Genomic DNA, 22,621 nt, shown 5'->3' with positions numbered 1-22,621 from the left:
CCGTATGATGATCCTCCGCCTGCCCGCGGCTTTTTTCGCCGCCCTTCTTCTGTTGACCCCAGCCGCTGCGACGGATGCCGAGCTCGCAAAGATCGCGCGCGTCTCCGGCACGCCTGACATTCCCGGCCTGAAAATGGTCTGGCTCGCGCCATGGGGCGATGTCCGCGACGCCCATCCCTGGCGCAACATCATCGTGCACCAGACCGAGGGGCCGGCAGGCTCGGCGCGCGGTGGCGCGGCGGAGCAATCGAAGAACCCGACGCGCCGCGGCGTCACCGTGTGGGTCGAGACCGACGGCACGGTTTATTGGGCGGTTGCGGAGAATCTCGTGCCGACCCATGGCGACGGCGCCAACCGCAACGACAACAAGTATATCGACAACAGATCGACCTATCGCCAGGTGGTGCGCGACAACTCGATCGGCGTCGAGTTCGCCGGCAACTATCCGGATGTCACCGCGGGCCCGACCGAGGCGCAGGTCGCGGCCTGGAAGATCCTCGTGAAGGTGCTGCGCGCGCGCTACGGCATCCCGCTCGACCACGTCTATGCGCACAACTGGATCGACTACAAGGACGCCCGCTATTGCGAAGGCTGCTGGCTCGCGACGCTGGCGCGGATTTGGGGGGAGTGACGAGCAGGCGCGTCCGGCAACCAAAGGCCGAAACCTCCGGTGCCGGACGGCCATCGAGAGCGATCGCTATCGGCTCTCATCGCCATCCCAAGTCCACCGGTCTTCCCAGGCTCAGGGGAATGCCTTGGGAAGATCGGCGGAAGGCTTCGTGACGATCTGGTGCGCGTCGCGCCAGATCACTTCGCGCTGGCGCGAGGTTGTAATCGTGCGCACCGGCAGGCCACCCTCCTCGAGCAGCCAAGCGCAGTAGCGCGCGCGGCTGACAGCCTCGCGGGCTTGAGGATCGAACCAGCAAATGCCCCAGATCGAATCGCGCCGCTTGAAGTGACGCGCGATGCGTCCAGGAAGCGGCAGATGCTGCGCGAACCAATTGAACTGGTCCGAGAGCTCATGCCGGATCCAGTCCGGACAGTTGTTTCGCTGGACATACCAGGACGCACGAAAGAAGCCGCTCTCCACGCGACTGTGCGGGTGGATGAGCGGTGTAACGAACCGCAAATACATGACGACACGGCGCGACGCCTTGTTGCGTCGCGCCCCTCGCAGCCAGATGCAATGAATGGAGAACAGCCGCGAAGCGGCGTTCAGCTTATGACCGATTGCCGATCAAAGAGGTCGGCGGTCAGAACGTATCGATCTACTTTTCATGCCGCCTCCCTTGGTTGCGCTGAACAACAAAGGCGCGATATCGCGCCGGGCGGCAGCACATACATCAGCAAGCGTCCTGCGGCAAGCGTGATCGACAAGGACGATTGAGCGGGAAGCATCCATGACGCGCTCCGGAATGACGAGCTAAACCGGCTGCGCCATCCATCCGAACAGCCGCCGCATCAATCCCGGCCGCCGTGGCAATTCCGGCGGGCCGTCCGACGCCAGCACGCGTTTGAAGAAGTAGTCCAGGAACACCATGTCGTTCGGCTCGGTGACGGTGAATTGTTCGTCGCCGAAGAACACGCTGTAATTATAGAAGAACGGGCCCATGAGCGGGATCGTCGCGGTCGAGGCATAGTCCTTGGAGATGACGAACTCCGCGGGATCGAGCCCGTGCTCGCGCATCGCTTGCTCGACCAGCGGCAGCTTGCGCATGAACTGGGCGGAGAAGCCGCCGACGGTGGATTGCAGGATGATCGACACGGTTGGTGTCCGTTCAGTTGAGGCCGCCGGCCCGATCATTCTGGGTCGGTTGACCGGACGCGCGGGTTCAAGGCAAGCCCGGTTCTATGTCGGCCAGGGGAAGGAGACTGTGATGGCGATCTCACTTGGTAAGACTTTCCGCCACAACCACCGCTGTCATCGCCCGGTTCAAGCCGGGGCACGACAGCGAGTGTGGAGGTACGGCGCGCGTCGCATCGCGCAGAGAAGGCACGGCGGATCACTCAAACAGAGCATCGCCACAAACAAAAAAGCCGGCGTTGCCGCCGGCTTTCTGCCTCTTGTCGATCCGCCAATATCTACCGCGAAAGCCCGCTTAGTGCGCGGCTTCCAGTGCGGCCTGTTCCGCCCGTGCGATCGTGCCCTTGACCGCGGCCTGCACCTTTTCAAAGGCGCGGACTTCGATCTGGCGGACGCGCTCGCGCGACACGCCGAACTCGGCGGCAAGGTCTTCCAGCGTCATCGGCTCATCGGCGAGGCGGCGAGCCTCGAAAATGCGGCGTTCGCGCGGGTTGAGCACGCCCATGGCGCCGTTCAGCGCGTCACGGCGTTCGTCATACTCCTCGTGCTCCGCCAGCATGGCTTCCTGGTTGGGCGTGTTGTCGACCAGCCAGTCCTGCCATTCGCCGGCTTCGCCGTCATCGCGGATCGGAGCGTTGAGCGACGCGTCGCCACCGAGGCGGCGGTTCATGTCGATCACGTCCTGGTCGGTGACGCCGAGGCGCTTGGCAATGATCTTCACCTGGTCGGGGCGGAGATCGCCCTCGTCCAGCGCGTTGATCTTGCTCTTCGCCTTGCGCAGGTTGAAGAACAGCTTCTTCTGGTTCGCGGTGGTGCCCATCTTCACGAGCGACCAGGAACGCAGGATGTACTCTTGAATCGACGCCTTGATCCACCACATCGCGTAGGTGGCGAGACGGAACCCCTTTTCGGGTTCGAAACGCTTCACCGCCTGCATGAGGCCGACATTGCCTTCCGAGACGACCTCGGAGATCGGCAGGCCGTAGCCGCGATAGCCCATGGCGATCTTGGCCACGAGGCGGAGATGGCTGGTGACGAGTTGGTGCGCCGCGTCGCGATCATCATGCTCACGCCAACGCTTGGCGAGCATGTATTCCTGCTGGGGTTCCAGCATCGGGAACTTGCGGATCTCGGCGAGGTAGCGAGAAAGGCCGGATTCTCCATTGAGGACCGGCAAAGCAGCGGTACGGGCCATGATGAAGCCCTCCAAGGTTCAGGCCCCCGATAGCGGCGGGCCAGGCAGACGACCGCTGTGTTAAAGCCGGCCGTAGCTGCGATGTTCCGTTGGTCATTTCCAACGCAAGCGCAATATACCCCAAGGGGGGTCAAAAAGGGAAGGATTGCTGACGTCACGTCCCCGTGTGGCAGCTATAACTTTTTGTAATGTAACGCTTTTCCAAGGCGGCCTGCGTCATAGCGCCGCTTTCAGAGCGTCCTGAAGGAGAAGCAAATCCTTCGGCAGAGGCGCTTCCCAGTGGAGTAATTCTCCGGTTCTCGGGTGCTCCAATACCAGCAAATAGGCATGCAGGGCCTGCCGTCCAAGCGTGGCCAGAGTCGCCTGCGACTCCGGGCCGAGGTGGTTCGCCTTGGTCTTGAAGTGCGGGCCATAGACGGCGTCGCCCATCAGGGGATGGCCGATATGGGCGAGGTGGACGCGGATCTGGTGGGTGCGTCCGGTCTCGAGTTCGCAGGCGAGCAGGGAGGCGATCGGCTTGCCGTCACGCCCCGCAAAACTCTCCAGAAGCTCCCAATGCGTCACCGCCTCGCGGCCGCCCTGGCGCACCGCCATCTTCTCGCGCGCATACGGGTGGCGGTCGATCGGCGCATCGACGGTGCCGCGGTGGCGTCCTGGCAGCCCCCAGGCGAAGGCCATGTAGCCGCGGCGCATCGCGCCCGTCCGGCCGTGGTCGGCGAATTGCGCGGTGAGCGAGGCATGGGCGAGGTCGTTCTTGGCGACCACCATCAGCCCGGTCGTGTCCTTGTCGAGCCGGTGCACGATGCCGGGCCGGCGTACCCCGCCGATGCCGGAGAGCGAGCCGCCGCAATGGGCGATCAGCGCGTTGACCAGCGTGCCGGTCTCGTGGCCGGCCGCGGGGTGCACGACGAGGCCCTTCGGCTTGTTGAGGACGACGATGTCGTCGTCCTCGAACACGATGTCGAGGGCGATATCCTCGCCCTTGGGCTCGGGCGGGGCCGCCTCCGGCACGTCGATTGTGATCGTATCGCCGGATGTGACGTGATAAGCGGGGTCGCGGATCGCGGCGTCCTTGAGGCTCACCGCGCCCGCCAAAATCAGGGCTTTCAGCCTCGATCGCGACAGGTCGGTGAGGTGCGCCGCCAGCACGCGGTCAAGCCGAGCCGAGCCCTCGTCGCCGGCGACGACAACTTCCAACCTTTGCGCAGAGCCTGAGCTATCCATGACGACGTCTGATACCGCTGTTCCCGAACCGAGCCCCGAGCAGGCCGCGCTGTTCGCGCGGGTGCGGCGGATGATGCTGATCGCGGGGTTGACCACGGCGCTGGCAATCTGCGCCGTCCTGATTGCGGTGGGCTACCGCCTTTTCAAGTCGGAGGGAAGGGCGTCCGAAATGGCCGGTGACGTCACCGCCGCCCTGCCCAAGGGCGCCAGGATCGTCTCGACCGGGGTCGCCGGCGACCGCCTCGTGGTCATGCTGGACGTGGGCGGCGTCATCGAGATCCGCACCTTCGACGCCCACACCCTGAAGCCGGCCGGAAAGCTGAAATTTGCCAATGAGCCGTAGGGCCGGCCGCGGCTGTTGATCGTTCTCCGGTCCAGTTTGTCTTGCCGCGCAACTTCTGATTTAGCTCTTGGGCTTGGGAAGTTGGGCTGGGACTGGGAATGGGACGTATCAAGTCGCGCGTCGTCGCAATTGCACTCGTTGTCGGAACGTACGGATGCGCTGGATTTGCGGCGCTCGCAGAGCCGGCCAGGCAGCCCACAGCGCCAGCCAGGCAGGCTGGACTTGCCGCACCGGCCAAACAACCCGCGGCGCAGGCCAAGCCAACGGGCTCGCGGAACGCAAGGCTCTATTTCCTGCGCGAGAAGGGCATTTTCGGCGCGATGGGCGGAATGGCAGCCTCGTCGGAAATCCTGATCGACGGCAAGTCCGTCGGAAAGGTCGACATGGGGACGTTCTTCTTCGTCGACCGGCCGCCGGGCGTCCACAAGATCGCCTCCCACATGAAGATGTCGATGACGGACTATGAGGTCGAGGTCCCCGTCGAGGCCGGCAAGACCTACTATTTCGGCGTCGGGGTGCAGCGGACGGGCGCCATCGGCCAGGACCTCCTCAACCAGGCCTTCGCCGGCAGCAGCGGCCAGCAGATCCGGTCCTCTTCGCCGTTCAAATCAGCCTTTGCGGGCGCGGGCCTGTTCCGCCTGGAGCCGGCCGCCGGCGCTGCGGCGATCGAGAAACTGAAGCAGCCGTGAGTGTTCCCGGCAGTTTCGCGGGGCGCGGCGGCCTGCCCCGCAATTAAGCTTGAGCCGCATTGACCGTGCATATCCGGGATTTTCGTACCCCATCGAGGCTTGCCGTCGGCAAATTTCGCGGCTATGTCCTGTCCCTCACGCTCCCTTCGTCTAGCGGTTAGGACGCGGCCCTCTCAAGGCTGAAACAGGGGTTCGATTCCCCTAGGGAGCGCCAGCGACTCTAGAAGCGCTGAGATTTCAAAAACATCACGCAAATCATGGCTTTGACTGCGCTCAGGTGGTAGCACTCGGTCGTAGCTTTGATGCGCGCGTTGATGGGACTGATCAAGGACAGAAACGGGACGTACTACGCCCAGCGGAAGGTGCCTGAGCGCCTCCAAGAGGCTGTTGCGCGTGTGCTCAACACCGGCCGGGACCGACAGGTGTTCCTCAAGAAGTCACTCGGCACCAAGCACCTAAAGGCGGCCAACGTGGCGGCCAAACCATTTTCAACACGCCGCTGTTCACCGAGCACAAGCTCCCCGTAGGGGCGAAAGGTGACGCTGGGATTTGGTTACCTCTGCTCGCGCTGTTCGCGGGTGCACGCCAAGCGGAGTACGCGGGGCTTCGTGTGTCTGACGTTCGTGAGGCTGAGGAGACCGGAGTTTTGCTCATGTGGTTCACGAGGGATACCAAGGCAGGACGACGGCTCAAGACGAAGACATCTGAGCGCGTCGTTCCCGTACATCCCCAGCTCACAGCGCTCGGTTTTCTTGAGTACGTGGCTGCACGGCGCAGGGAAGGCGAGCGGGCATGGTTGTTCCCTATGGTCGCCCCTGATCAGAAGGGCGCATTGAGCGCTTGGTCGAAATGGTGGGGCCGTTACCTACGAAATCATGTTGGCATCAACGACAGCAACAAGGTTTACCACAGCTTTCGCCACGGATTTCAGGACGCTCTCCGGCGCACGACACCTGATGAAGAGTTGCGTGACGCTCTGACTGGACGCAGTAGCGGCAAATCCGTCAGTCGTACCTATGGAGCCAAGGCCATGCTGCAGCGTTGGGGCGTGACGGCCCTAAAGCGAGCAGTCGATGAAATTAGTTATCCCGGTTTGGATCTGTCGCGTGTTCGGCCCATAGCTAGTCGGACCTCGAAGAAGAGGACGTCCTGAATTCGAGTTCTGACCAACCCCAACGCGCTGTTCCAGAGCGCATGGTCGATCATTCTATTTGAGCTGGAGCCAACCGTTATGAACGAAGAAGAATACAAGAGGATCGCTGCGCTGACAGCGGAGGCCAACAAGGAGTACTCTGTCGTTAGAGACCTCGGTGATCTATATGTAAATCTCCTGCGTTGCTCGCGAAGTGCTGATCGACATTACCGGGGTCAAGCAGTGGAGAGCCTGCGCGCTTTCCTCGAAACCTTGGCACTCAAACCGAAGATGCCCGCCATGGAGTTGGTGGATAGAGCGTCACAACGTGTCGGCTGGCAGGAAGAGCCCAGCAGTGAATACGAGAAGGCGCTTGATCGGATTTGCCGGGCGGCCATCACGTGCATGATTGAGGCGTCCGGTTACACTCAAGGAAGCCTGTTGACGAGGCGCACGAACGAGCTGGTCCGCCAAATCGATGAATTCAATCGTATCAGGGGAAAGGCGTGACACCCGCCTCGGGTCTATCGGGCAGATGATGATCCATCGAGAAGAACTACAAGCAGCCACCTACGCCACCCTAAGAGCACACCCAACATCCGAGCAAGCCCAAGCCCTTGTCGCAAAGCTCGCGTCGATGGTGGAGGAGTACACGATCCACGCCGGATTGCGGGAAAGGAAACGCAGGGACACCGCAGGCAAGCTCCAATACGCCACCGGAGCATTCCTGGCTGACCTCTTGCGTCCGTTCGAGGCAGAGGAGCACGAGGGCTGCTGGGTTTACAAGTCTTTGAACAAAGCATCCTTCACTGGCGCTCCCGTCGGGCGGCACGCCTTCAATCAGTTGTACAACGGGCTTGAGGGATTGGGCTTCTTGCAGCACGTACCCGGACACATGGTCTCGGACGAGCGCGAAGACACCGGGAAGTACGCTGCACGTTTCCGCGCAACACCGGAATTGCTCGGGTTCTGCACTGAGCATGGTGTGCCACCCGCCGCTGTACTCGATCACTTTGAATTTGAGTACGAACTTCCCAAGCACCCTGTTCAGCTGCGGAAACGTAAGCTCAAGACGTCCTACCGCACGACTGAGCTTGTCGGGAAGCCGATGGAGTTCGAAAGTACACCAGTTTTAAAGGGGATGGAGCACGCCATTTCCGAGCTGAATGAGTTCTTCGCCAAGTACACGCTGCGCGGCGGAGTGCATCAAGGCTACGTCCGCATCTTCCAGAACGGTGATGATTCAGACTTCGAGTGGAATAAGGGAGGCAGGCTCTACAGCCAGCACGCCGGAAACTACCAAACGCAGTCCGCAACAAGTCGGCAGAAGATGACGATCAATGGCGAGCGGGTGGCCGAAATCGACATCAGCGGAAGCTATCTCACCATTTTCCTGTCGCTCCATGGGCTCCAACTGGACCTTTCAGAGGACCCCTACCTACTTCCGGGGCTTGGGGTGGAGCACCGAGGAGCGGTGAAGCAGTGGTTCGTCGGGACATTCGGCAGCGCAAAGCCAATCAAGAGATGGCCAGAGGACATGCTCGCAGATGACCCCGCTCTGCGGGAACACCGGGTCGCCGGCATCTCCAAGGCCGTATTCACCAAGTATCCTGTGCTGAAGAGCTGGGGCGAGCCGCTCAATGGTCGCAACTACAGCTGGGCCGACCTGATGTGGCTTGAGAGCGAGGTGATGTTCTCGACCATGCGGGAATTGATGCAAGAACACCAAGTCCCAAGTCTTGTCGTCCACGACAGCCTGATCGTTCCAGTCTCCAAAGCGGAGCTGGCCAGCGAGACGTTGAGGAGCAGGTTTCAGGCACAGCAGAAGGTGGTCCCAAGATTGAAGATCAATCAGCCCGCACCTGTGCCGTCCATCGCAGGTTGAGGCCAAAGTGAGACCAACAGGAGCCGTCACAAAGCGGATACTGGAGGGGCAAAGGCAGACCCAAAGGGGAACCAAGGAGAAGGATAGGATGGATAACCATAATTAGAGAACAACAGAGAGAGGGAAGGAGGGGACAGGCAGGCGGGGAACGAAGCAGAGAAGACATAGGAACGAAGCAGAGAAGACATAGGTACACTGGGACCACTTTGTGTAAATCAGCGTCTCAGTTGTTGCTTCTGCGATCCAAGTGGGAACTCCAGCCGCTTGCGAGGCTCACAGAAGCCTCAGGGACTCCTAACGCGGACGGAGATGCCGGAGGGCCCCGCCGAGCGCAAATCGCGCCAGTGACTCTCCTAATGACTCCAAAGGGCACCTGAGGGATCGCTGGTGTCATACCGTTTCGGCCCCTTAGCGACCAATTTTCCTGGTCGTGGGGAGGGCTCGCGATGAAATCCTATCCACACCCCCGACGGGCCTTATTCAAGTAGGCCCAACGACCCCAAGAGATTGATCATTTGCCGCTCGTGTCTGGCGGTGCTTTCATCGCAGGATGTCCCGACGCCCGACACCAAAATGGGCCGGTAGTTTTCCACCGAGGAGCCCCGCCGAGTGGATCGCAGGCGGTCACGTCACCTGCAACATTCAGTGCCTCAATGGGGACTGCAAACGCGCCCTGGACTTTAGGCTCGACATTCCTGCGGATCGCCCTTGGTCGCGTGTGGGTTGGTGTCTGGTCTGTACGGAGTGCGGAGCGGCGGGGTCGGTGAATATCGTACCGAACTGGTATAACATGATCGGGCACGCGATACCCTTCAGCAAGGTCTGGCGCAACTGAGCGCTTGGGAGCCACTTGGTCGACCTGCGGCACCGGAAGATTTCAGCCGAGTGACCCGCCGTCTACGTGGTGGCCGGGGGAAAGGTGAGCGGTTTCACGGTAAAGACTAGTTCCCCGTATGTCGCCTTGAGCCATAGTCGAATTGGGCAGCAGCTCCGGCCAAGAGGTGTCTTTGGTCTCCTACTGCGGCGGCAACGCAATCTCGGGGATCTTTTGATTTTTCGGATCAGTGAAGTCGATCATGATCCGGCCGGTTATATTGTTGACGTCGAGATTTTCGATAAGGAAAGCTCGGCCACCAAAGTGATTTTTGAAGTCTGTTCGGACTTTGTCCCAGCCAGTGAAAGCGCAAAATTTCTCTTCAGGAATTGAGCAAGGCGCATCCGGAGGATCACTTTGCGAAAACCCCAAGGGATGCCAGTCGCGGAAAAGCCCACCGATAAGTTCACGCGACGGATGAGTAGAAGAGCAAAAATACGACCTCGCTGACCGGCAATAAGCCGGATAGAGCTTTTCATGGGCCTTAATCGGGTAAGTGTTTATATCAGCGTGACCTAGGTCTGTCAGTTCCACGGCGTTGAATGTATCGGGCTTGATAAATCGGTCTTTTGCTTCCACGTCCTTTTCCGCGATTTTTATTACTTGGAGGAGACCACGAGCATTCGCCGGGTAGAAATTCGACGTATCACCCTTCTTTCTAGGCAGCGGGAAGATGATTGCTGTCACGCGGTCGTAACCTCTTTCAATCCCGACCATATCGATCGCCTCTGCTACGGTGCGACCTTTCAGCTCCTCATAGTCGCCGACGAACGAATAAAGTTGCTTTGGAGGCCCTAATTTCGATCCCAGTTTCGAAATTGCGTCGATGCTCAGTTGTCCTTTTTCCTTCTCGTCGCTGTTGTTGTACGCGATCAAACGTACGACGTATCGGACACGAGTATTGTCGGCGAGCCGATTGCGCATTTCATCCGTACTCATCATCCGGATCGGATATCGCGCGGCTTGGGAAACCTCGTTGTAGAGGGCCAAACTTGGACCCGCCGCCGAGAAAATTATACCGCCGACCAGACAGAGGTACAGAGCGGCTCTCAATGAATTAGGCGTTTCATCTGGCTTCCTACCCAGTCCAATGTAAATCATGGCCGCCGTAAGAAGCAAAAGTAAGAGGCCCACCGCCGTCAAAGCAGCAGCCGTGGACGAGCCAATTACGAACTGTAGGACTTGAGCGACGGCTTGGAAAAATTCCGTCATGGTGGTGCCCACCATCAACGCATGAAAGACGTCACCTTAGGTTGTTCTGCGAGCTTTTTCAATATATAATCTTATCTGCTTGAGGCCAATCGGATCGATCTATCTATCTATCGTTCGCCCCGCGTGCGGCTACTGTGGCCGCGGCGGGGACGGTGGTGGTTGTTTTGACAGTGCTCCGTCGCCGTTAGGCTAGCTAAGCCGCCTCCGGTGACTGAACCAGCGTTTTCAACGAAGCCATGGTAGCGCGAATGTTGTCCTTGCGTGCCCTCAGGCTCCGCGCCAACACCGGGTAGGTTGGATCCGACAAGTCACGAACACCCACCCGGGTCTCCTCGTGCTCGATGTCGACGGTGAGCAGCTCGACCGAGCGCAATAGGCTCTCGATCAGTGTCGCGATTTGAAGTCTGTTCGCCGCTGCGGTTGCCCGGAGCGTCTCAAGTAGATACGAGTTTGCCATAAGTAGCCCGTGCGCTGGTCTGTTTTGGGACGTGCTCGCCGCGCATTTCGGCATTCAGCAAAGACGGTGCCAATCACGCTATGAGACGAGGCGCAGAGGGCAACGTTGAGCGGCTTGCAATGCTTCCGTATGTCTAGCCGGTTTGCTAAAGGCCCGGGGAGACCTGCTGCACGACACCGGAAGGAAGTAGCCGTGGAAGTCAACAAACACGATACGGTCGCGGGAATTCCGCTGATCGAAATCCGCAATTTCCTTCGCCACTATCGGGACGGCACGAGCTTCACTGTCGCTGAGGTGGAAGCTGAGCTTGGTGTCCCTAGAACTCAGGCCGAGCTGGTCACACAAGCCATGATCGTCGCGGGATTTGCCGAGCCAAGGGCAGAAAAAGATAGGCCTATATCGAAATCAGACTACTCGATTACTAAACTCGGCTCGCGCCTATGTGTGGCCCGCTTCGTCAAGCGGATTACGCGGGCGAAGGGAGACACTCTGGTCAAGCAGATGCTTGAGCGTGTCGCCGAAATCAACGAGCGGGATGAGCTTGTCTTCCGGGTCAAACGGGTGCGGACGTTCGGTTCGTATGCTAGTGACGCCCCGGAAGTGGGCGACATCGACTTGGCGGTTGATTGGGAGCAACGCCATCCCGATAGGGACATCATCGAACAATTGTTGGCCCGTGCTGACGCCTCTGGGAAGAGCCTCAATACATACATGGCTCGATTGAATTACGGTGAGGTTGAGGTCGAGAGGCTGCTCAAGGGACGCAACCCGTACATTTCCATCCAGGATGGGAAATGTCCCGAGAAGTTCGGGGTACCAGCTATCGTGCTGTTTCCTCTGGCCTCAGATAGCTGTCGCTGACCTCGCGAGGGGGCCACTGCTGCAGTAACCTCGGCGGCGGCGGCAGCCTTTAGCCCCGAGTTTTTGAAGCCGGGGTGGCTGGGTCGGCCAAGAAAGGGGCCCGGTGGAATTCCGGGGCCCCATTCGTTTTCCCAAACGCGGCCCATGGCTCTCCAATGTACCGCGAAGGCCGCGAGGCCGCACAAGCCCGTCTCGACCGTTGCCATCAGCTCTATCCCCCAAGCTCTCAGTGTGGGCTCAAGCGCGTTCCAGTAGGTTCTTGACGCTCGTCGCGTGCCATTGGCCACCACGCGGCGTTGCTATCCCACGCGCATTGAGTGCGTCAGCGATTGCTCGGAGAGAGGTCGCGCCGGCCTTCTGAGCCTCGCGGATGATAGGCAGCACATTCGCCGCGTACTTGTTTGCCTCTGCCTTCACCGCTTCCACAGCGCTCCTACGTGCCGCATGGAGCTTAGGGTTGCCCAAGGTGACCCCGCGAGCCTTAGCGGCCGTAAGGGCTTGACGGGTGCGTGTCGAGATGAGCGCGCGTTCCTTCTCGGCAAGCGCGGCGAACAGGTGAAGCACGAAGGGGTCAACGTCGGGCCCTAGCTCCGCGACCAGGAACGGCACCTTGTGAGCCATCAGGCCGGATATGAAATGGACGTCACGGCTGAGGCGATCCAGCTTGGCTACACCAACGTGACACCTGAGCTTCCGTGCGGCTGCTAGCGCGGCCTTGAGCTGTGGGCGGCGGTCCAAGGCGTCTGCACCCTTGCCTGTCTCCACCTCTACGAACTCTCGCGCGACCTGAAAGCCCTCAGCGGTCGCGAAATGGGCGAGCGCTTGTCGTTGTGCCTCAATGCCCAGCCCCGAGCGTCCTTGGCCCGAGGTCGAAACTCGAATGTAAGTGATCATCGGGGCTATGTCGGACATGTCCGTGCTCTCAAACTGATGCTGTATAAGAACTATACGGTCATTTAGATTTTATACAAGGCTCTCGTTGCCTTCTACTTTATGAGAAGGCGCGCAGCAAAAGCATTTATCCTGCTTGTCAAAGACGTTGCGTTTGCTATTCGTCTACTCCCGGTTGCACGCGAGTCCGCTTATGGATTTAGTACTTACTCAACAGATTGCAGAGCGCCTCTGCGAGAAGCAGGACTCCCAGCCGAGTCTTAAGTGATTTTGCAGGCTTGGGCCGCCTCGTCACCAAAGCCCTCCTTTCTGAAAGCGATTTGGAGGAAAAGCCTCATTGTGACATTTCCTATGATGAAATCTCTCGGTGGTTAGCCGGTGTGACAGCGTCCAAATTGCCTTTACGAGGAATGGCTGCACGTTCCTTGAGCGTCGAAATTTACCTTGGAGTAACTTGTCCGTTTTCAACAGGGCGTGCCGAGCCCGCGCGGATCGAAGGGACACCCCCGGTGCAGCGGCGAGATGAACAAGCGCATATCATTTCCGAAAATCAAAGAACTAGAGCGCCGCTAAACCAAGTTGCATTCTTATCAAGGTCGCTGGACGCATTGACGAAACGGGTTGATCTTATGGAAAAGTATATTTCAAGTGATCTAGAGATGAAACGAAAGGTTGCTGCAGAGAGTTCTCAGCAAGATCTATTAAGTGGCCTGAAGGCCGATACGGAGAATCCTCGCCCCCCTAAGAGACGTTAGTCGACTCACTGACCACAACGCCAGCTAAAGGCTGCTATGACGCGGACTATTCGACCGAACCGCGCTCGGTCCAACTCTCTTGTCCATGGTAGCAACAAGTGGTAGCAATGCGAATACAGCAAGCCTGATTTTCGCGGTGTTTATAGTCGCTTCTAAGGTTGAGCGTCGTCTCCCCTAGGGAGCGCCATTGCCTTGAAGCTACCTTCCCTTGATCTCGATTTGATTGTTCCCCCCGCTGGGTGAGCGCTTGTGGCATTGGCGATCAACGTTCGAGCCGATAACAATTCAGCAAGTGAGATCGAGCGGCTGTGGGATCAGGTCGTAGCGTTCGAAGTCGAGCCTTCGATGCGCACCCTTGGCTACCGGCCACATTTTACATTTGCGATCTACGACTCGCCTGCGATCGACGAAAAGATAGCATGGGCGGCCATGCTGGCGGCCGTCGCTGGCGAAGCGCAATTTCGCATCGAGTTCAAACGGATTCGTTGGTTCGCAGGCTCGCCTCTCGTTCTCTGGGCGGAGCCGAACTCCAATGAGGCGCTAACCCGCATCCACAGCTCCGTCAGCGCCGCAATCGACCCGGCGCATTGCCGCCCTCATTACCGGCCCGGGGCATGGACGCCGCATTGTACGCTCGGCTTGCGCATCGCCGATGAGCGGCGTGATGACGCGATTGCTTTTGCGCGATCGTTTGATCGAAGCATGGAAGTGCTGTTCGACGTGGCAGATTGCGTTGCCTTTCCGCCGGTTCAGGTAATCGCTGAGCAGCGATTGCCCCCGTAGTCGATGGCACGGCCACGGTGGGCAAGGTCGGTAGCTTCGACGCCAAGTCGCTAGCAAACATGTTGCAGGCGAAGGCGATCTCGGCGGAGTTAAAGGTGATCTTCTCGCCCAGGGCATACCATCGAACTCGGTGTTCTCTCTTCATAAGGATCTCGGCCATGCCGGTGTGCTCGTGGGTGTCGATAATCACGCCGACGGCCGTTTCCAGATCGAAGCGCGTCTGAATGTTCATCCAGAACGCAGCGCCAGTCTTGAAGAATTTTCCGAGCTGCAGCGCAGTATCGGCCGTGACGGGCTTTTCCTCGCGCGCAATGTGCCCGATCCGGGTGCGCGGCACGTTCAGGGCGGCCGCGATCGCGTAGGGTGTCAGTTTGAGCGGAACGAGAAATTCCTCGCGCAGGATTTTGCCGGTCGCTTTCTCCGCCTCTGCGATCACTGCGCCTGCAATCGCTTCAGGTCGGCAATGGCGGCACGATACTCTCGAAACGAGGTCGGGCATCCGTCTCGCGCGGCCGCAAACTCGTTCCGGGCCGCGACTGTGTCGTTGGCCTTGAGCTGAACAATCCCACCGTAATAGTGCGCCTCGCAGGTTTGATCTGAATTCCTGGCCGAAGCCAGGGCTGCGGCGGGAGTGATCCGGCCGACGAGCAATTCGCCAACGGTTCTCGGCCAATCCCTGAGCTGGCCCTTGTCGAGTGCAGCAGACAGCGCGATGCCCGCATCGGCAGATCGTCCCTGCATCCGCGCCACCGATCCCCAAATCACGCCGTAGCCATCGGGATCGGAAAACCGCGCCTCCCGGTCATAGTCCGAAGCGGCATCCCTGAAATCGCCTCTCCGATAGTACGCATCTCCCCGGGCCGCGTAGTAGTCAGTCGCGACGCGATCGGCCTCCGGACGACTCACCTCCTGGTCTTTGGCAAAGGTGGTGTTCTTGTCGGGTCCAAGCCTGATGGCATCGGTGAAATCCCGGATCGCCTCGTCCAGCCTGTCCTCGGACATATAAATCTGCCCGCGAATGAACCGGCTTGCGGCACCTGAGGGATCAAGATTGATGGCCTCGGTGAGAGAAGCGATTGCGCGTGTGGTGTCGCCCTTTTTGGCCAAGGTCAGTCCCAGCTCGTGATGAGCGTAGTTGTTCTTCGGGTTGAGCCTGACCGCCTCGGTGAAGTCGGCTTGAGCCGCATCCATGTTGCCGAGTGCAAAATTTCCGAAGCCATGCTTGAGCAATGCCATGGATCTTGCACCGGGAGGTAGTCTGGCGTCCTGGGAGAGGCTGCTGCACGCTGCCATCATGCGCGGGACATCGGTGCTGTCCTGACAATCGTTCAGGTCTTGTGGGGTGGCCGCAAACGCGCTTGCCGCCGAGACGACGATGAAGATGATCAAAGCTGCCCTGCAGCCGATGCGCAGGCCCTGATTTGACATTGCAGACATTTCGCCCCCTTGCACGACACACTTGGCCGATGATCCCGACGCAGGCAACGCGACCTGCCGCGACGGCAACCTTATAGCGATCTTTTCCATCGTTCTACCGGAGGCTTGTTGGTCCGTTGCCCTTCGGGCAAGACATGCCGCGAGGTCGCGAGCGCATGCAGCATCGGCATCAGTGGCGGTAGTCGTTCTCCCCAAAATCTGCACTATGCGCTCCGCGCCTCCGGAGCTGCTGCCGGGCCTTCGGAGGTTCTGGCAATAGCATGCGGAGTTTTGACATGAGCGGCTTGGTGATCTCTGGCGGCCGGGTGGTGGATCCCGCGAGCGGGATGGATGCCATTGGCGATGTGGCGGTGATGGACGGCAAGATCGCCGCGGTCGGCACGGGCCTCGGCGGCGCCGAGCAGGTGATCGACGCGACAGGGCTCGTGGTCGCGCCGGGCTTCATCGACCTCCACGCGCATGGCCAGTCGATCCCGGCCGACCGCATGCAGGCGTTCGACGGCGTGACGACGACGCTCGATCTCGAGGCCGGCGTGCTGCCGGTCGCCTCCTGGTATGAGCGCCAGGCGCGTAAGGGACGCGTGCTGAACTACGGCGCCGCCACCAACTGGGCCTTTGCGCGCATCGGTGCGATGACCGGCTCGAATGCGGAGAGCTCGCTGGAGGCGTTCGGCAACGCCATGCGCGATCGCCGCTGGATGGACAACGTGGCGAGCGATGCGGAGGTCGCCGGCATCCTCGAGCGTCTTTCGCGCGGCCTCAACGAAGGCGGCATCGGCATCGGCATCCTGAACGCCTATGCGCCGGGTGCCGGCGTGCAGGAGCTGACCGCGGTCTGCCAGCTCGCGGCGAGGCAGGACGTGCCGACCTTCACCCACGTCGCCTACATGTCGCGCGTCGACCCCGAAAGTGCGGCGGAAGCCTATATCCGCCTGATCGGCTATGCCGGCGCCACCGGCGCGCACATGCACATCTGCCATTTCAACTCGTCGAGCAAGACCGACATCGAGCGCTGCCGCGTGCTGGTCGAGAAGGCGCAGGCGCAGGGCTTGCCCATCACGGTCGAGGCCTATCCCTACGGCACCGGCTCGACCGTGCTGGCAGCGGCCTTCTTCAGTGATCCCCAGTTCGTCGAGCGCAACGGCACCGGTTATGACTCAGTGCAGCGCGTGACCGACGGTCACCGCTTCCGCGATCGCGAGGAGCTGCTGAAGGCGCAGGCCGAAGAGCCGTCCTCGCTGGTGCTCTGGCACATCCTCGATACCGACAATAATGCGCATCATCGCGATCTGCTCGATATGTCGGTGCTGTATCCCGGCGGCGCGATCGCGTCCGATGCGATGCCGTGGACGACGTCGGACGGCAAGACCTACACCGGCGATGCCTGGCCGTTGCCGGATGATGCCACCTCGCATCCGCGCTCGGCCGGCTGCTTCACGAAATTCATCCGCGAATGGGTGCGCGAGCGCAAGACCGTGTCGCTGCTGGAAGGCGTGCGCAAATGCGCGCTGATCCCCGCAGAGATCCTGTCGCAGAGCACGCCGGCGATGCGCGCCAAGGGCCGGCTCGCGATGGACGCCGATGCCGATATCGTCGTGTTCGACTACGAGAAGCTCTCGGACCGCGCGACCTTCACGGCGATGAACCGTCCGTCGGAAGGCGTGCGGCATCTGATCGTCAGCGGCCAGCCGCTGATCAGCGATGGTGTGCTGGACGTGGCAGCGCGGCCCGGCCGCCCCGTGCGCCGTCCCGTCGTCGAGGGCTGATCCCATGCCGGTCCCCATTCTCCTGGTGACGGGTTTTCTGGGGGCGGGCAAGACCACGGTCGTCAACCATCTGCTGGCGAACGCGGAGGGACGGCGTATCGCGGCAATCGTCAACGATTTCGGCGCGATCAACATTGACGCGGAGTTGATCGCGGGTGCGAGCGACGGCGTGGTCAGCCTCGCCAATGGCTGCATCTGCTGCTCGCTCGAAGGCGATCTCCTGCGCACGCTCTCGACGCTGCTTCGGCGCGATCCGAAGCCCGAATATATCGTCATCGAGACCAGCGGCGTCGCCGATCCCGCCGACATCGTCCGCAACCTGATGGACCCCGTGATCCTGCGCGAGGCGCCGCTGGAAACCGTGCTCTGCGTGATGGATGCGGCGACGCTGCCGGCGGCTCTGGATGATGCGCTGATGCGGTCGCAGCTGCGCGTCGCCGATATCGTGGCGCTGAGCAAGCTCGACCTGGCGGACGAGGGCGCAGGCGCCCGCATGCGCGAAGCCATCCGCGCGCAACGCGTCCCCGCCGTGGTGGTCGATGCCAGGCACGGCGAGATTCCGTCCGTGCTGCTGTTTCCCGCGGCTGTCAATCGTGCGCCCGCGCCGCGCGACCCTGGACCACGACGGCCGTCCGAGGAGCGCTTCGAGACGCTGAGCTGGACCTCGGACCAGCCGCTGTCGCTGCCGCGCCTGCAGCAGGCGATCGGCCGCCTGGCGCCAAAGCTTGCGCGCGCAAAAGGCCTGTTCGAGACCGTCGAGCAACCCGGGCGCCAGATGGTGTTTCAGTTCGCCGCCGGCCGCGCGACGCTCGCGCCCGGCGATGCGCCGGCACCGGGCGTGCCGCGCGCGCGGATCGTATTCATCGCCGAACTCGGCGTGCTCTCGAAGGCCGAGCTCGACGGGATCATGGAGGCGTGTATTGCGGGTGGGTGAAGCAAGCGATCACGCCAGAAGCACGCCCCTCACTTCACGCAAATTGCGCGATGCCGTTTCCGACGGACCAGTTCTCCGCGGGGGCGTCGAGCACGTTGACGAACACGTCCTCGGAGCGGATGCCCGGGTTTTCGCCGAGAAGCTCCGCGATCCGCCGGTACAGCGCCTTCTTCTGCTCCGCCGTGCGCGATGCGAACACAGTGATCTGGATCAGCACGGCGTCGTCGCTGCGTTTGACGCCATAGGCATTGCCGCAGCGGAAGTTCGAGGCGTCATGCTCGCTGATGGTCATGAACTCGTCGCCCTCGGGCACGTTCAGCGCCTCGCGCATGGCGAGGTACAAACCATCGAGGATCGCCTGCCGATAGGCTTCCGGTTTGCCGGCGCGCATCGAGATGTGAAGGAGAGGCATGGGCGGGTCCCTTTTGGCATGCGGGCCCGATCGGCCAGGGCGCACGCAAGCGCCGGCCGTTGGGCCCATTGACGGAACGGGCTATCAATCCCAATTAGTTTTTGACACGATGTCGAGAAAACACGTTATTGACGTCGTGTCAAATACTTTTGCCGGGCAGAGGAGCAGGATTTGAGGCCGCGCGAGTTCGACCACGACGACGTCCTGCGTATCGCGTTCGACCAGTTCTGGCGCAAGGGCGTGCGCGGCACGTCGCTGTCGGACATCGCGCGCGATGCCGGTGTTCAGCGCGGCAGCCTCTACAATGCCTTCGGCAGCAAGGAGGCGCTGTTCCTCCAGGCCTATGAGCGTTATGCGGGCGATTATCTCCTCGCCCTGCAAAAGGCGCTCGGCGCGGGCTCATTGCGAAAACGCCTCACCGCGTTTTTCGACCTGACCATCACCAACTTCCGCTCGGGCTCGCCACCGCGGGGATGTCCGACCACGCGCGGATTGATGGAGCTCGGCGCGGCCGAAGGGGAGGGCTTGGATGAAGACGCGCGTCAGGCCTTTGCGGGCCTCATCTCGCGCATCACCATGCTGGTTCAAGAGACGTTGGCGGCAGGCGCAGAGCGCGGCGAGTTCAATGGCAATCCCGCGGCCGCAGCGCTGCACATCATCACGGTGACGCGCGGCCTTGGCGTGCTCGAACGTGCCTTCGGCGACGAGCCGCAGCTGCGCAAGATCGCGGCTCACACCATCGATCTCGTGCTCGGCAAGAAGGGCGGTTAGGTCAGGCCGCAAAACGACGACCCCAGCGGTGGTGATCCCTGGGGCCGTCTGGAGGTTTTATGGAGGGCATCGAGCACTGCGTCTCCATGAGGACGTTGATAGCGCAAGGTCGCTTGAGATGCGACTAGAACCCATCAAAGCGTCAGCACAAGGCAAGCGCGTTGACGGCCCGCGTTGTCGCGATCTCGTTCTCGTTCCCGACGAACTGGCAAACGATGGATTCGAGTTCGCCCGGCTGGTTGCGGCGCGCGACCGCCAGCAGTCGCATCAATTCCGCCTCGTCCTGCGAGAGGCGCCGGCACGAGGGCGGCATGAAGCACAGTTCGCACGGCCGGCCGCTGCGCAGGATCCTGACGAGCGCAGCAGCACGCGCCACCAGCAGCGGACTGTCGGCGATGCCCGACGCCTCGTCGGCGAAGCGATAGGCCGCTTCCCAGCAATCGGAGGCGCCGGTCGTATAGGCCGCTCCGATGAATCGGAACAGCGACAGCGCAACGCGGGAAAATTCATCGTAGCTCTCGACGCAGGGACGCGCCGCAAGCGCGGCCTGGAGCGGACAGAGCCGCGGCTGGCCGGCTGTTTCGACTGGCGCAGAACCACACGTATCGTGGAGCATGAACGATCCCGTCAGTGCAGCGTGGGACTTCCGACCAGCCAGCTCTTCATCGCCATCGTCCGGTCATGGTCGAAAGACTGAACGTGTCGGTCGGGCAGAATGAGGCCGGCCATGCGGAAGATCGTTGCAAGCCCCTGCACGGGCGCGAGAGCCCAATCGGCACCGACCGGCGGCAGCCAGCTCTCGAACTGCTCGCGCGCGACGTCGATGCGTTCCTGCTGTGCCGCGGCGATCGCCCGCAAGATTCCATGCTCGCTGTCGGACATCTTCGGACAGGTCGGGCAATGAACTTCGATGGCCGTATGCGCCGTGCAAGCGAAGATCTCGATGATGGATTCCAGCGACGGCACGGCGTCGCCGACGCGAAAGTGGTCGTACACTTGCTGGATATCGGCCGCGGTCGGAACGGCGCTTCCGCTGCGTGCCTTGGCCCGAAATCCCCAGATGAAGAGCCGCTCCGCCGCGCACAGCGCGGGAAGGTCGAGGGACTTGCCATATGTCGATTGATGCATTGAGCCTCTGGCCTTTGCAGCTCACGCCACAGCTGGCGCTGATGATCTGCGCCGATCGTTCCGCCAGAGCCGACCGCAAGTCAACGCTTGGAGCGGCGATATCGAGGTCTTCTAGATCTAAAGAGCCGGGATCCCGGATGCAGCCAAGCCTCGCCGGCCTGCCAAGCCGCACGCAGTACGCCGGCGGCCACCGACGCAATTTTGCGGCGATTTGGGGAACCCGAATGCTTAAAGCTTCGCTAAGGGGTGCGGGATAAACTGGCATATCAGACCTTCCAATTCTTGCGAGCACCGATGTTTTTCTCCCGCATCAGTTTCAAGCTGGTCCTGATTGTCGGCATCAGCCTCCTCGGCATGATCGCTCTTGCGCCGATCGCGCTCTCGACCCTGCGCGCGCAGATGATCGCCGACCGCCAGGCCAAGACGCAGCACATGGTCGATGTCGGCTACGGCATCCTGGCGCACTATCAGACGCTCGAGAGCGAGGGGAAGCTGCCGCGCGAGCAGGCGCAGGCCGCCGCGATCGCAACGATCAAGAGCCTGCGTTATGACAAGGTCGAGTATTTCTGGATCAACGACATGGCCCCCAAGATGGTCATGCACCCGATCAAGCCCGAGCTCGACGGCAAGGATCTCTCTGGCATGAAGGACCCTGCCGGCAACGCGCTGTTCATGGGTTTCGTTGACGTCGTCAACAAGCAGGGCGCCGGCTTCTACAGCTATCTCTGGCCGAAGCCGGGCTTCGAGCAGCCGGTCGGAAAAATCTCCTATGTGAAGGGCTTTGCGCCCTGGGGATGGATCATCGGTACCGGCATTTATCTCGACGACGTCGATGCCGTTTTTCGCCAGAATGCGACGACATTCGCCTACATTTGTCTGGCCGTCCTGGTCCTGGTGCTGGCCTGCTCCTTCGTGATCGGCCGCAGCGTGACCCGGCCGCTCGCGAACATCACCGCGCTGACCGAGCGGCTCGCCGCCGGCGACAGCGCGTTCGAGGTGCCCTACACCGGCCGCAGCGACGAGGTCGGCGGGCTCGCCAAGGCGCTTGCCGTGTTCAAGGACAATGCGTCGGCGGTGAGCCGCATGCATGCCGAGCAGCAGGAGACCAAGCAGAGGGCCGACGACGAGAAACGCAAGACGATGGCCGATCTCGCCGGCAAGTTCGAGGCGAGCGTTCAGGCCGTCGTCCGCGACGTCTTCACCGAGGCGCGCGCGATGCAGCAGGCCGCGCAAGGCATGTCGGAGACCGCGAACAAGGCGACAGACCGCGCAAGCTTCGTCGCGACCGCCTGCCAGCAGGCGTCGAGCAATGTGCAGACAGTGGCGTCCGCCGCCGGCCAGCTGTCGTCCTCGATCACCGAGATCAGCCAGCGTGTCGCGCAGGCTGCAAACGTGGCCGACAAGGCGGCCGCGGACGGTCAGCGCACCAACGACACCGTGCAGGGGCTGGCCGTCGCCGCGCACAAGATCGGCGAGGTCATCGACCTCATCAACCAGATCGCCTCGCAGACCAACCTGCTCGCGCTCAACGCCACCATCGAAGCGGCGCGCGCCGGCGAGGCCGGCAGGGGATTTGCCGTGGTCGCGAGCGAGGTGAAATCGCTGGCGAGCCAGACCGCGAAGGCGACCGACGAGATCGGCGCGCAGATCACCGCGATCCAGGCCGAGACCAACCAGGTTGTCGGCAACATCGAGAGCATCCGCAAGACCATCATGGAGGTCAACGAGATCTCCTCGTCGATCGCCGCCGCTGTCGAGGAGCAGGGCGCCGCGACGCAGGCGATCGCCCACAGCGTGCAGGAGGCGGCGTCCGGCACCGACCAGGTCTCGCAGAACATCTCCGGTGTCACCGACGCCACGGCGGAAACGGGCCAGGCCGCGGGCCTCGTGCTGCAATCGAGCGGCCGGCTGTCGCAGAAGCTGCAATCACTGGAGAACGAGGTCAGCACCTTCGTTGCGGGCGTGCGGGCGGCCTGACATCGCGTTCATACTATCTGCCGTGACGCGGACTATCCGCCTCGTCACGGCGCGCGCGGGCAATTGATATTCCGGCCCGCGGGACCGGTCA

At 61.5% G+C, this 22,621-nt stretch carries 24 protein-coding genes, 1 tRNA gene and 1 pseudogene; 14 read left to right on the top strand and 12 right to left on the bottom strand.

The window, feature by feature from the left end; translation table 11 throughout:
- The first annotated feature begins 4 nt into the window (after positions 1-4).
- The gene (locus AB7Z56_RS37215) at positions 5-631 is read left to right on the top strand and encodes a peptidoglycan recognition protein family protein (protein WP_063985481.1); all 627 of its coding nucleotides are present in this window, start codon (positions 5-7) and stop codon (positions 629-631) included.
- 111 nt (positions 632-742) lie between these two features.
- Here the strand turns inward: AB7Z56_RS37215 and AB7Z56_RS37210 are convergent, their stop codons facing one another.
- The 4 genes from AB7Z56_RS37210 to AB7Z56_RS37195 form a co-directional block, all read right to left on the bottom strand.
- Positions 743-1,090, bottom strand: coding sequence for a hypothetical protein (locus AB7Z56_RS37210; protein WP_223153852.1), 348 nt, complete (start codon positions 1,088-1,090; stop codon positions 743-745).
- 333 nt (positions 1,091-1,423) lie between these two features.
- Complete coding sequence (locus AB7Z56_RS37205; protein ID WP_063985480.1) at positions 1,424-1,765, bottom strand: hypothetical protein; 342 nt, start codon at positions 1,763-1,765, stop codon at positions 1,424-1,426.
- A 334-nt stretch (positions 1,766-2,099) separates the two neighbouring features.
- Positions 2,100-2,999 (bottom strand): RNA polymerase sigma factor RpoH, encoded by a 900-nt coding sequence (gene rpoH / locus AB7Z56_RS37200; RefSeq protein ID WP_014492123.1) that lies wholly within the window; start codon positions 2,997-2,999, stop codon positions 2,100-2,102.
- Positions 3,000-3,215: 216 nt separating this feature from the next.
- Positions 3,216-4,223: an RluA family pseudouridine synthase gene (locus tag AB7Z56_RS37195; RefSeq protein WP_441256765.1), complete on the bottom strand. Its 1,008-nt coding sequence runs from the start codon at positions 4,221-4,223 to the stop codon at positions 3,216-3,218.
- On the opposite strand from AB7Z56_RS37195, the gene AB7Z56_RS37190 reads away from it, so the two are divergent.
- The 7 genes from AB7Z56_RS37190 (at position 4,222) to AB7Z56_RS37160 (ending at position 8,272) form a co-directional block, all read left to right on the top strand.
- Complete coding sequence (locus AB7Z56_RS37190; RefSeq protein ID WP_441256764.1) at positions 4,222-4,566, top strand: hypothetical protein; 345 nt, start codon at positions 4,222-4,224, stop codon at positions 4,564-4,566. The genes AB7Z56_RS37195 and AB7Z56_RS37190 overlap by 2 nt on opposite strands.
- A gap of 98 nt (positions 4,567-4,664) precedes the next feature.
- On the top strand, positions 4,665-5,255 hold the full coding sequence (locus tag AB7Z56_RS37185; protein ID WP_063985477.1) for a DUF2846 domain-containing protein: 591 nt from the start codon (positions 4,665-4,667) through the stop codon (positions 5,253-5,255).
- A 139-nt stretch (positions 5,256-5,394) separates the two neighbouring features.
- Positions 5,395-5,469: transfer RNA gene (locus tag AB7Z56_RS37180), tRNA-Glu, on the top strand.
- Between the two features lie 88 nt (positions 5,470-5,557).
- The gene (locus tag AB7Z56_RS37175) at positions 5,558-5,782 is read left to right on the top strand and encodes a DUF6538 domain-containing protein (RefSeq protein ID WP_441256763.1); all 225 of its coding nucleotides are present in this window, start codon (positions 5,558-5,560) and stop codon (positions 5,780-5,782) included.
- Between the two features lie 125 nt (positions 5,783-5,907).
- On the top strand, positions 5,908-6,408 hold the full coding sequence (locus AB7Z56_RS37170) for a hypothetical protein (protein WP_441256762.1): 501 nt from the start codon (positions 5,908-5,910) through the stop codon (positions 6,406-6,408).
- A 78-nt stretch (positions 6,409-6,486) separates the two neighbouring features.
- Positions 6,487-6,897, top strand: a complete 411-nt coding sequence (locus AB7Z56_RS37165) for a hypothetical protein (protein ID WP_441256761.1) — start codon at positions 6,487-6,489, stop codon at positions 6,895-6,897.
- Between the two features lie 25 nt (positions 6,898-6,922).
- On the top strand, positions 6,923-8,272 hold the full coding sequence (locus AB7Z56_RS37160; RefSeq protein WP_441256760.1) for a hypothetical protein: 1,350 nt from the start codon (positions 6,923-6,925) through the stop codon (positions 8,270-8,272).
- A gap of 1,015 nt (positions 8,273-9,287) precedes the next feature.
- Here the strand turns inward: AB7Z56_RS37160 and AB7Z56_RS37155 are convergent.
- Positions 9,288-10,358, bottom strand: coding sequence for a hypothetical protein (locus AB7Z56_RS37155; protein WP_441256759.1), 1,071 nt, complete (start codon positions 10,356-10,358; stop codon positions 9,288-9,290).
- A 193-nt stretch (positions 10,359-10,551) separates the two neighbouring features.
- A complete protein-coding gene (locus AB7Z56_RS37150) occupies positions 10,552-10,815 on the bottom strand; it encodes a hypothetical protein (protein ID WP_441256758.1) in 264 nt (87 codons plus the stop codon).
- A gap of 192 nt (positions 10,816-11,007) precedes the next feature.
- Here AB7Z56_RS37150 and AB7Z56_RS37145 point away from each other — a divergent pair, with 192 nt between their 5' ends.
- On the top strand, positions 11,008-11,676 hold the full coding sequence (locus tag AB7Z56_RS37145; RefSeq protein WP_441256757.1) for a hypothetical protein: 669 nt from the start codon (positions 11,008-11,010) through the stop codon (positions 11,674-11,676).
- Between the two features lie 237 nt (positions 11,677-11,913).
- On the opposite strand, the gene AB7Z56_RS37140 is transcribed toward AB7Z56_RS37145, so the two are convergent.
- Positions 11,914-12,588 (bottom strand): recombinase family protein, encoded by a 675-nt coding sequence (locus AB7Z56_RS37140; RefSeq protein WP_441256756.1) that lies wholly within the window; start codon positions 12,586-12,588, stop codon positions 11,914-11,916.
- A gap of 1,079 nt (positions 12,589-13,667) precedes the next feature.
- On the opposite strand from AB7Z56_RS37140, the pseudogene AB7Z56_RS37135 reads away from it, so the two are divergent.
- Positions 13,668-13,949 (top strand): annotated as a pseudogene (locus AB7Z56_RS37135) (2'-5' RNA ligase family protein); the annotation flags it as partial.
- On the opposite strand, the gene AB7Z56_RS37130 reads toward AB7Z56_RS37135, so the two are convergent.
- Positions 13,885-14,604, bottom strand: a complete 720-nt coding sequence (locus AB7Z56_RS37130) for a HigA family addiction module antitoxin (RefSeq protein ID WP_341850541.1) — start codon at positions 14,602-14,604, stop codon at positions 13,885-13,887. The pseudogene AB7Z56_RS37135 and the gene AB7Z56_RS37130 overlap by 65 nt on opposite strands.
- Complete coding sequence (locus AB7Z56_RS37125) at positions 14,538-15,632, bottom strand: tetratricopeptide repeat protein (RefSeq protein ID WP_084795304.1); 1,095 nt, start codon at positions 15,630-15,632, stop codon at positions 14,538-14,540. Before AB7Z56_RS37125 ends, AB7Z56_RS37130 begins: the two co-directional genes overlap by 67 nt.
- Before the next feature lie 185 nt (positions 15,633-15,817).
- On the opposite strand from AB7Z56_RS37125, the gene AB7Z56_RS37120 reads away from it, so the two are divergent.
- Positions 15,818-17,308 (top strand): amidohydrolase family protein, encoded by a 1,491-nt coding sequence (locus AB7Z56_RS37120; RefSeq protein WP_063985473.1) that lies wholly within the window; start codon positions 15,818-15,820, stop codon positions 17,306-17,308.
- A 4-nt stretch (positions 17,309-17,312) separates the two neighbouring features.
- Positions 17,313-18,242 (top strand): CobW family GTP-binding protein, encoded by a 930-nt coding sequence (locus tag AB7Z56_RS37115; protein ID WP_063985472.1) that lies wholly within the window; start codon positions 17,313-17,315, stop codon positions 18,240-18,242.
- A 34-nt stretch (positions 18,243-18,276) separates the two neighbouring features.
- On the opposite strand, the gene AB7Z56_RS37110 is transcribed toward AB7Z56_RS37115, so the two are convergent.
- On the bottom strand, positions 18,277-18,654 hold the full coding sequence (locus AB7Z56_RS37110; protein ID WP_063985471.1) for a tautomerase family protein: 378 nt from the start codon (positions 18,652-18,654) through the stop codon (positions 18,277-18,279).
- Between the two features lie 171 nt (positions 18,655-18,825).
- Between AB7Z56_RS37110 and AB7Z56_RS37105 the strand changes: the two genes are divergently transcribed.
- On the top strand, positions 18,826-19,425 hold the full coding sequence (locus AB7Z56_RS37105) for a TetR/AcrR family transcriptional regulator (RefSeq protein WP_063985470.1): 600 nt from the start codon (positions 18,826-18,828) through the stop codon (positions 19,423-19,425).
- 142 nt (positions 19,426-19,567) lie between these two features.
- On the opposite strand, the gene AB7Z56_RS37100 is transcribed toward AB7Z56_RS37105, so the two are convergent.
- A complete protein-coding gene (locus tag AB7Z56_RS37100) occupies positions 19,568-20,041 on the bottom strand; it encodes a hypothetical protein (RefSeq protein WP_063985469.1) in 474 nt (157 codons plus the stop codon).
- Positions 20,042-20,052: 11 nt separating this feature from the next.
- Complete coding sequence (locus AB7Z56_RS37095; RefSeq protein WP_063985468.1) at positions 20,053-20,553, bottom strand: hypothetical protein; 501 nt, start codon at positions 20,551-20,553, stop codon at positions 20,053-20,055.
- Between the two features lie 294 nt (positions 20,554-20,847).
- Here AB7Z56_RS37095 and AB7Z56_RS37090 point away from each other — a divergent pair, with 294 nt between their 5' ends.
- Positions 20,848-22,530: a methyl-accepting chemotaxis protein gene (locus tag AB7Z56_RS37090; RefSeq protein ID WP_063985467.1), complete on the top strand. Its 1,683-nt coding sequence runs from the start codon at positions 20,848-20,850 to the stop codon at positions 22,528-22,530.
- Positions 22,531-22,621 lie beyond the last annotated feature (91 nt).

It is taken from the genome of Bradyrhizobium sp. 482_C4_N1_8 (assembly GCF_052075965.1).
GTDB classification, from domain to species: domain Bacteria; phylum Pseudomonadota; class Alphaproteobacteria; order Rhizobiales; family Xanthobacteraceae; genus Bradyrhizobium; species Bradyrhizobium barranii.
The sequence above is the reverse complement of the archived record's forward strand: the minus strand, read 5'-3'. Positions and strand labels throughout refer to the sequence as shown.

Bases quoted from the DNA above. Each gene is read 5' to 3' on its own strand.
- AB7Z56_RS37090 (WP_063985467.1), top strand. From the start codon at position 20,848: ATGTTTTTCTCCCGCATCAGTTTCAAGCTGGTCCTGATTGTCGGCATC.
- AB7Z56_RS37215 (WP_063985481.1), top strand. From the start codon at position 5: ATGATGATCCTCCGCCTGCCCGCGGCTTTTTTCGCCGCCCTTCTTCTG.
- AB7Z56_RS37190 (WP_441256764.1), top strand. From the start codon at position 4,222: ATGACGACGTCTGATACCGCTGTTCCCGAACCGAGCCCCGAGCAGGCC.
- AB7Z56_RS37160 (WP_441256760.1), top strand. From the start codon at position 6,923: ATGATGATCCATCGAGAAGAACTACAAGCAGCCACCTACGCCACCCTA.
- AB7Z56_RS37185 (WP_063985477.1), top strand. From the start codon at position 4,665: ATGGGACGTATCAAGTCGCGCGTCGTCGCAATTGCACTCGTTGTCGGA.
- rpoH (WP_014492123.1), bottom strand. From the start codon at position 2,999: ATGGCCCGTACCGCTGCTTTGCCGGTCCTCAATGGAGAATCCGGCCTT.
- AB7Z56_RS37120 (WP_063985473.1), top strand. From the start codon at position 15,818: ATGAGCGGCTTGGTGATCTCTGGCGGCCGGGTGGTGGATCCCGCGAGC.
- AB7Z56_RS37125 (WP_084795304.1), bottom strand. From the start codon at position 15,632: ATGGAAAAGATCGCTATAAGGTTGCCGTCGCGGCAGGTCGCGTTGCCT.
- AB7Z56_RS37100 (WP_063985469.1), bottom strand. From the start codon at position 20,041: ATGCTCCACGATACGTGTGGTTCTGCGCCAGTCGAAACAGCCGGCCAG.
- AB7Z56_RS37175 (WP_441256763.1), top strand. From the start codon at position 5,558: ATGCGCGCGTTGATGGGACTGATCAAGGACAGAAACGGGACGTACTAC.
- AB7Z56_RS37130 (WP_341850541.1), bottom strand. From the start codon at position 14,604: ATGCCCGACCTCGTTTCGAGAGTATCGTGCCGCCATTGCCGACCTGAA.
- AB7Z56_RS37140 (WP_441256756.1), bottom strand. From the start codon at position 12,588: ATGTCCGACATAGCCCCGATGATCACTTACATTCGAGTTTCGACCTCG.
- AB7Z56_RS37095 (WP_063985468.1), bottom strand. From the start codon at position 20,553: ATGCATCAATCGACATATGGCAAGTCCCTCGACCTTCCCGCGCTGTGC.
- AB7Z56_RS37195 (WP_441256765.1), bottom strand. From the start codon at position 4,223: ATGGATAGCTCAGGCTCTGCGCAAAGGTTGGAAGTTGTCGTCGCCGGC.
- AB7Z56_RS37165 (WP_441256761.1), top strand. From the start codon at position 6,487: ATGAACGAAGAAGAATACAAGAGGATCGCTGCGCTGACAGCGGAGGCC.
- AB7Z56_RS37170 (WP_441256762.1), top strand. From the start codon at position 5,908: ATGTGGTTCACGAGGGATACCAAGGCAGGACGACGGCTCAAGACGAAG.
- AB7Z56_RS37155 (WP_441256759.1), bottom strand. From the start codon at position 10,358: ATGACGGAATTTTTCCAAGCCGTCGCTCAAGTCCTACAGTTCGTAATT.
- AB7Z56_RS37110 (WP_063985471.1), bottom strand. From the start codon at position 18,654: ATGCCTCTCCTTCACATCTCGATGCGCGCCGGCAAACCGGAAGCCTAT.
- AB7Z56_RS37150 (WP_441256758.1), bottom strand. From the start codon at position 10,815: ATGGCAAACTCGTATCTACTTGAGACGCTCCGGGCAACCGCAGCGGCG.
- AB7Z56_RS37115 (WP_063985472.1), top strand. From the start codon at position 17,313: ATGCCGGTCCCCATTCTCCTGGTGACGGGTTTTCTGGGGGCGGGCAAG.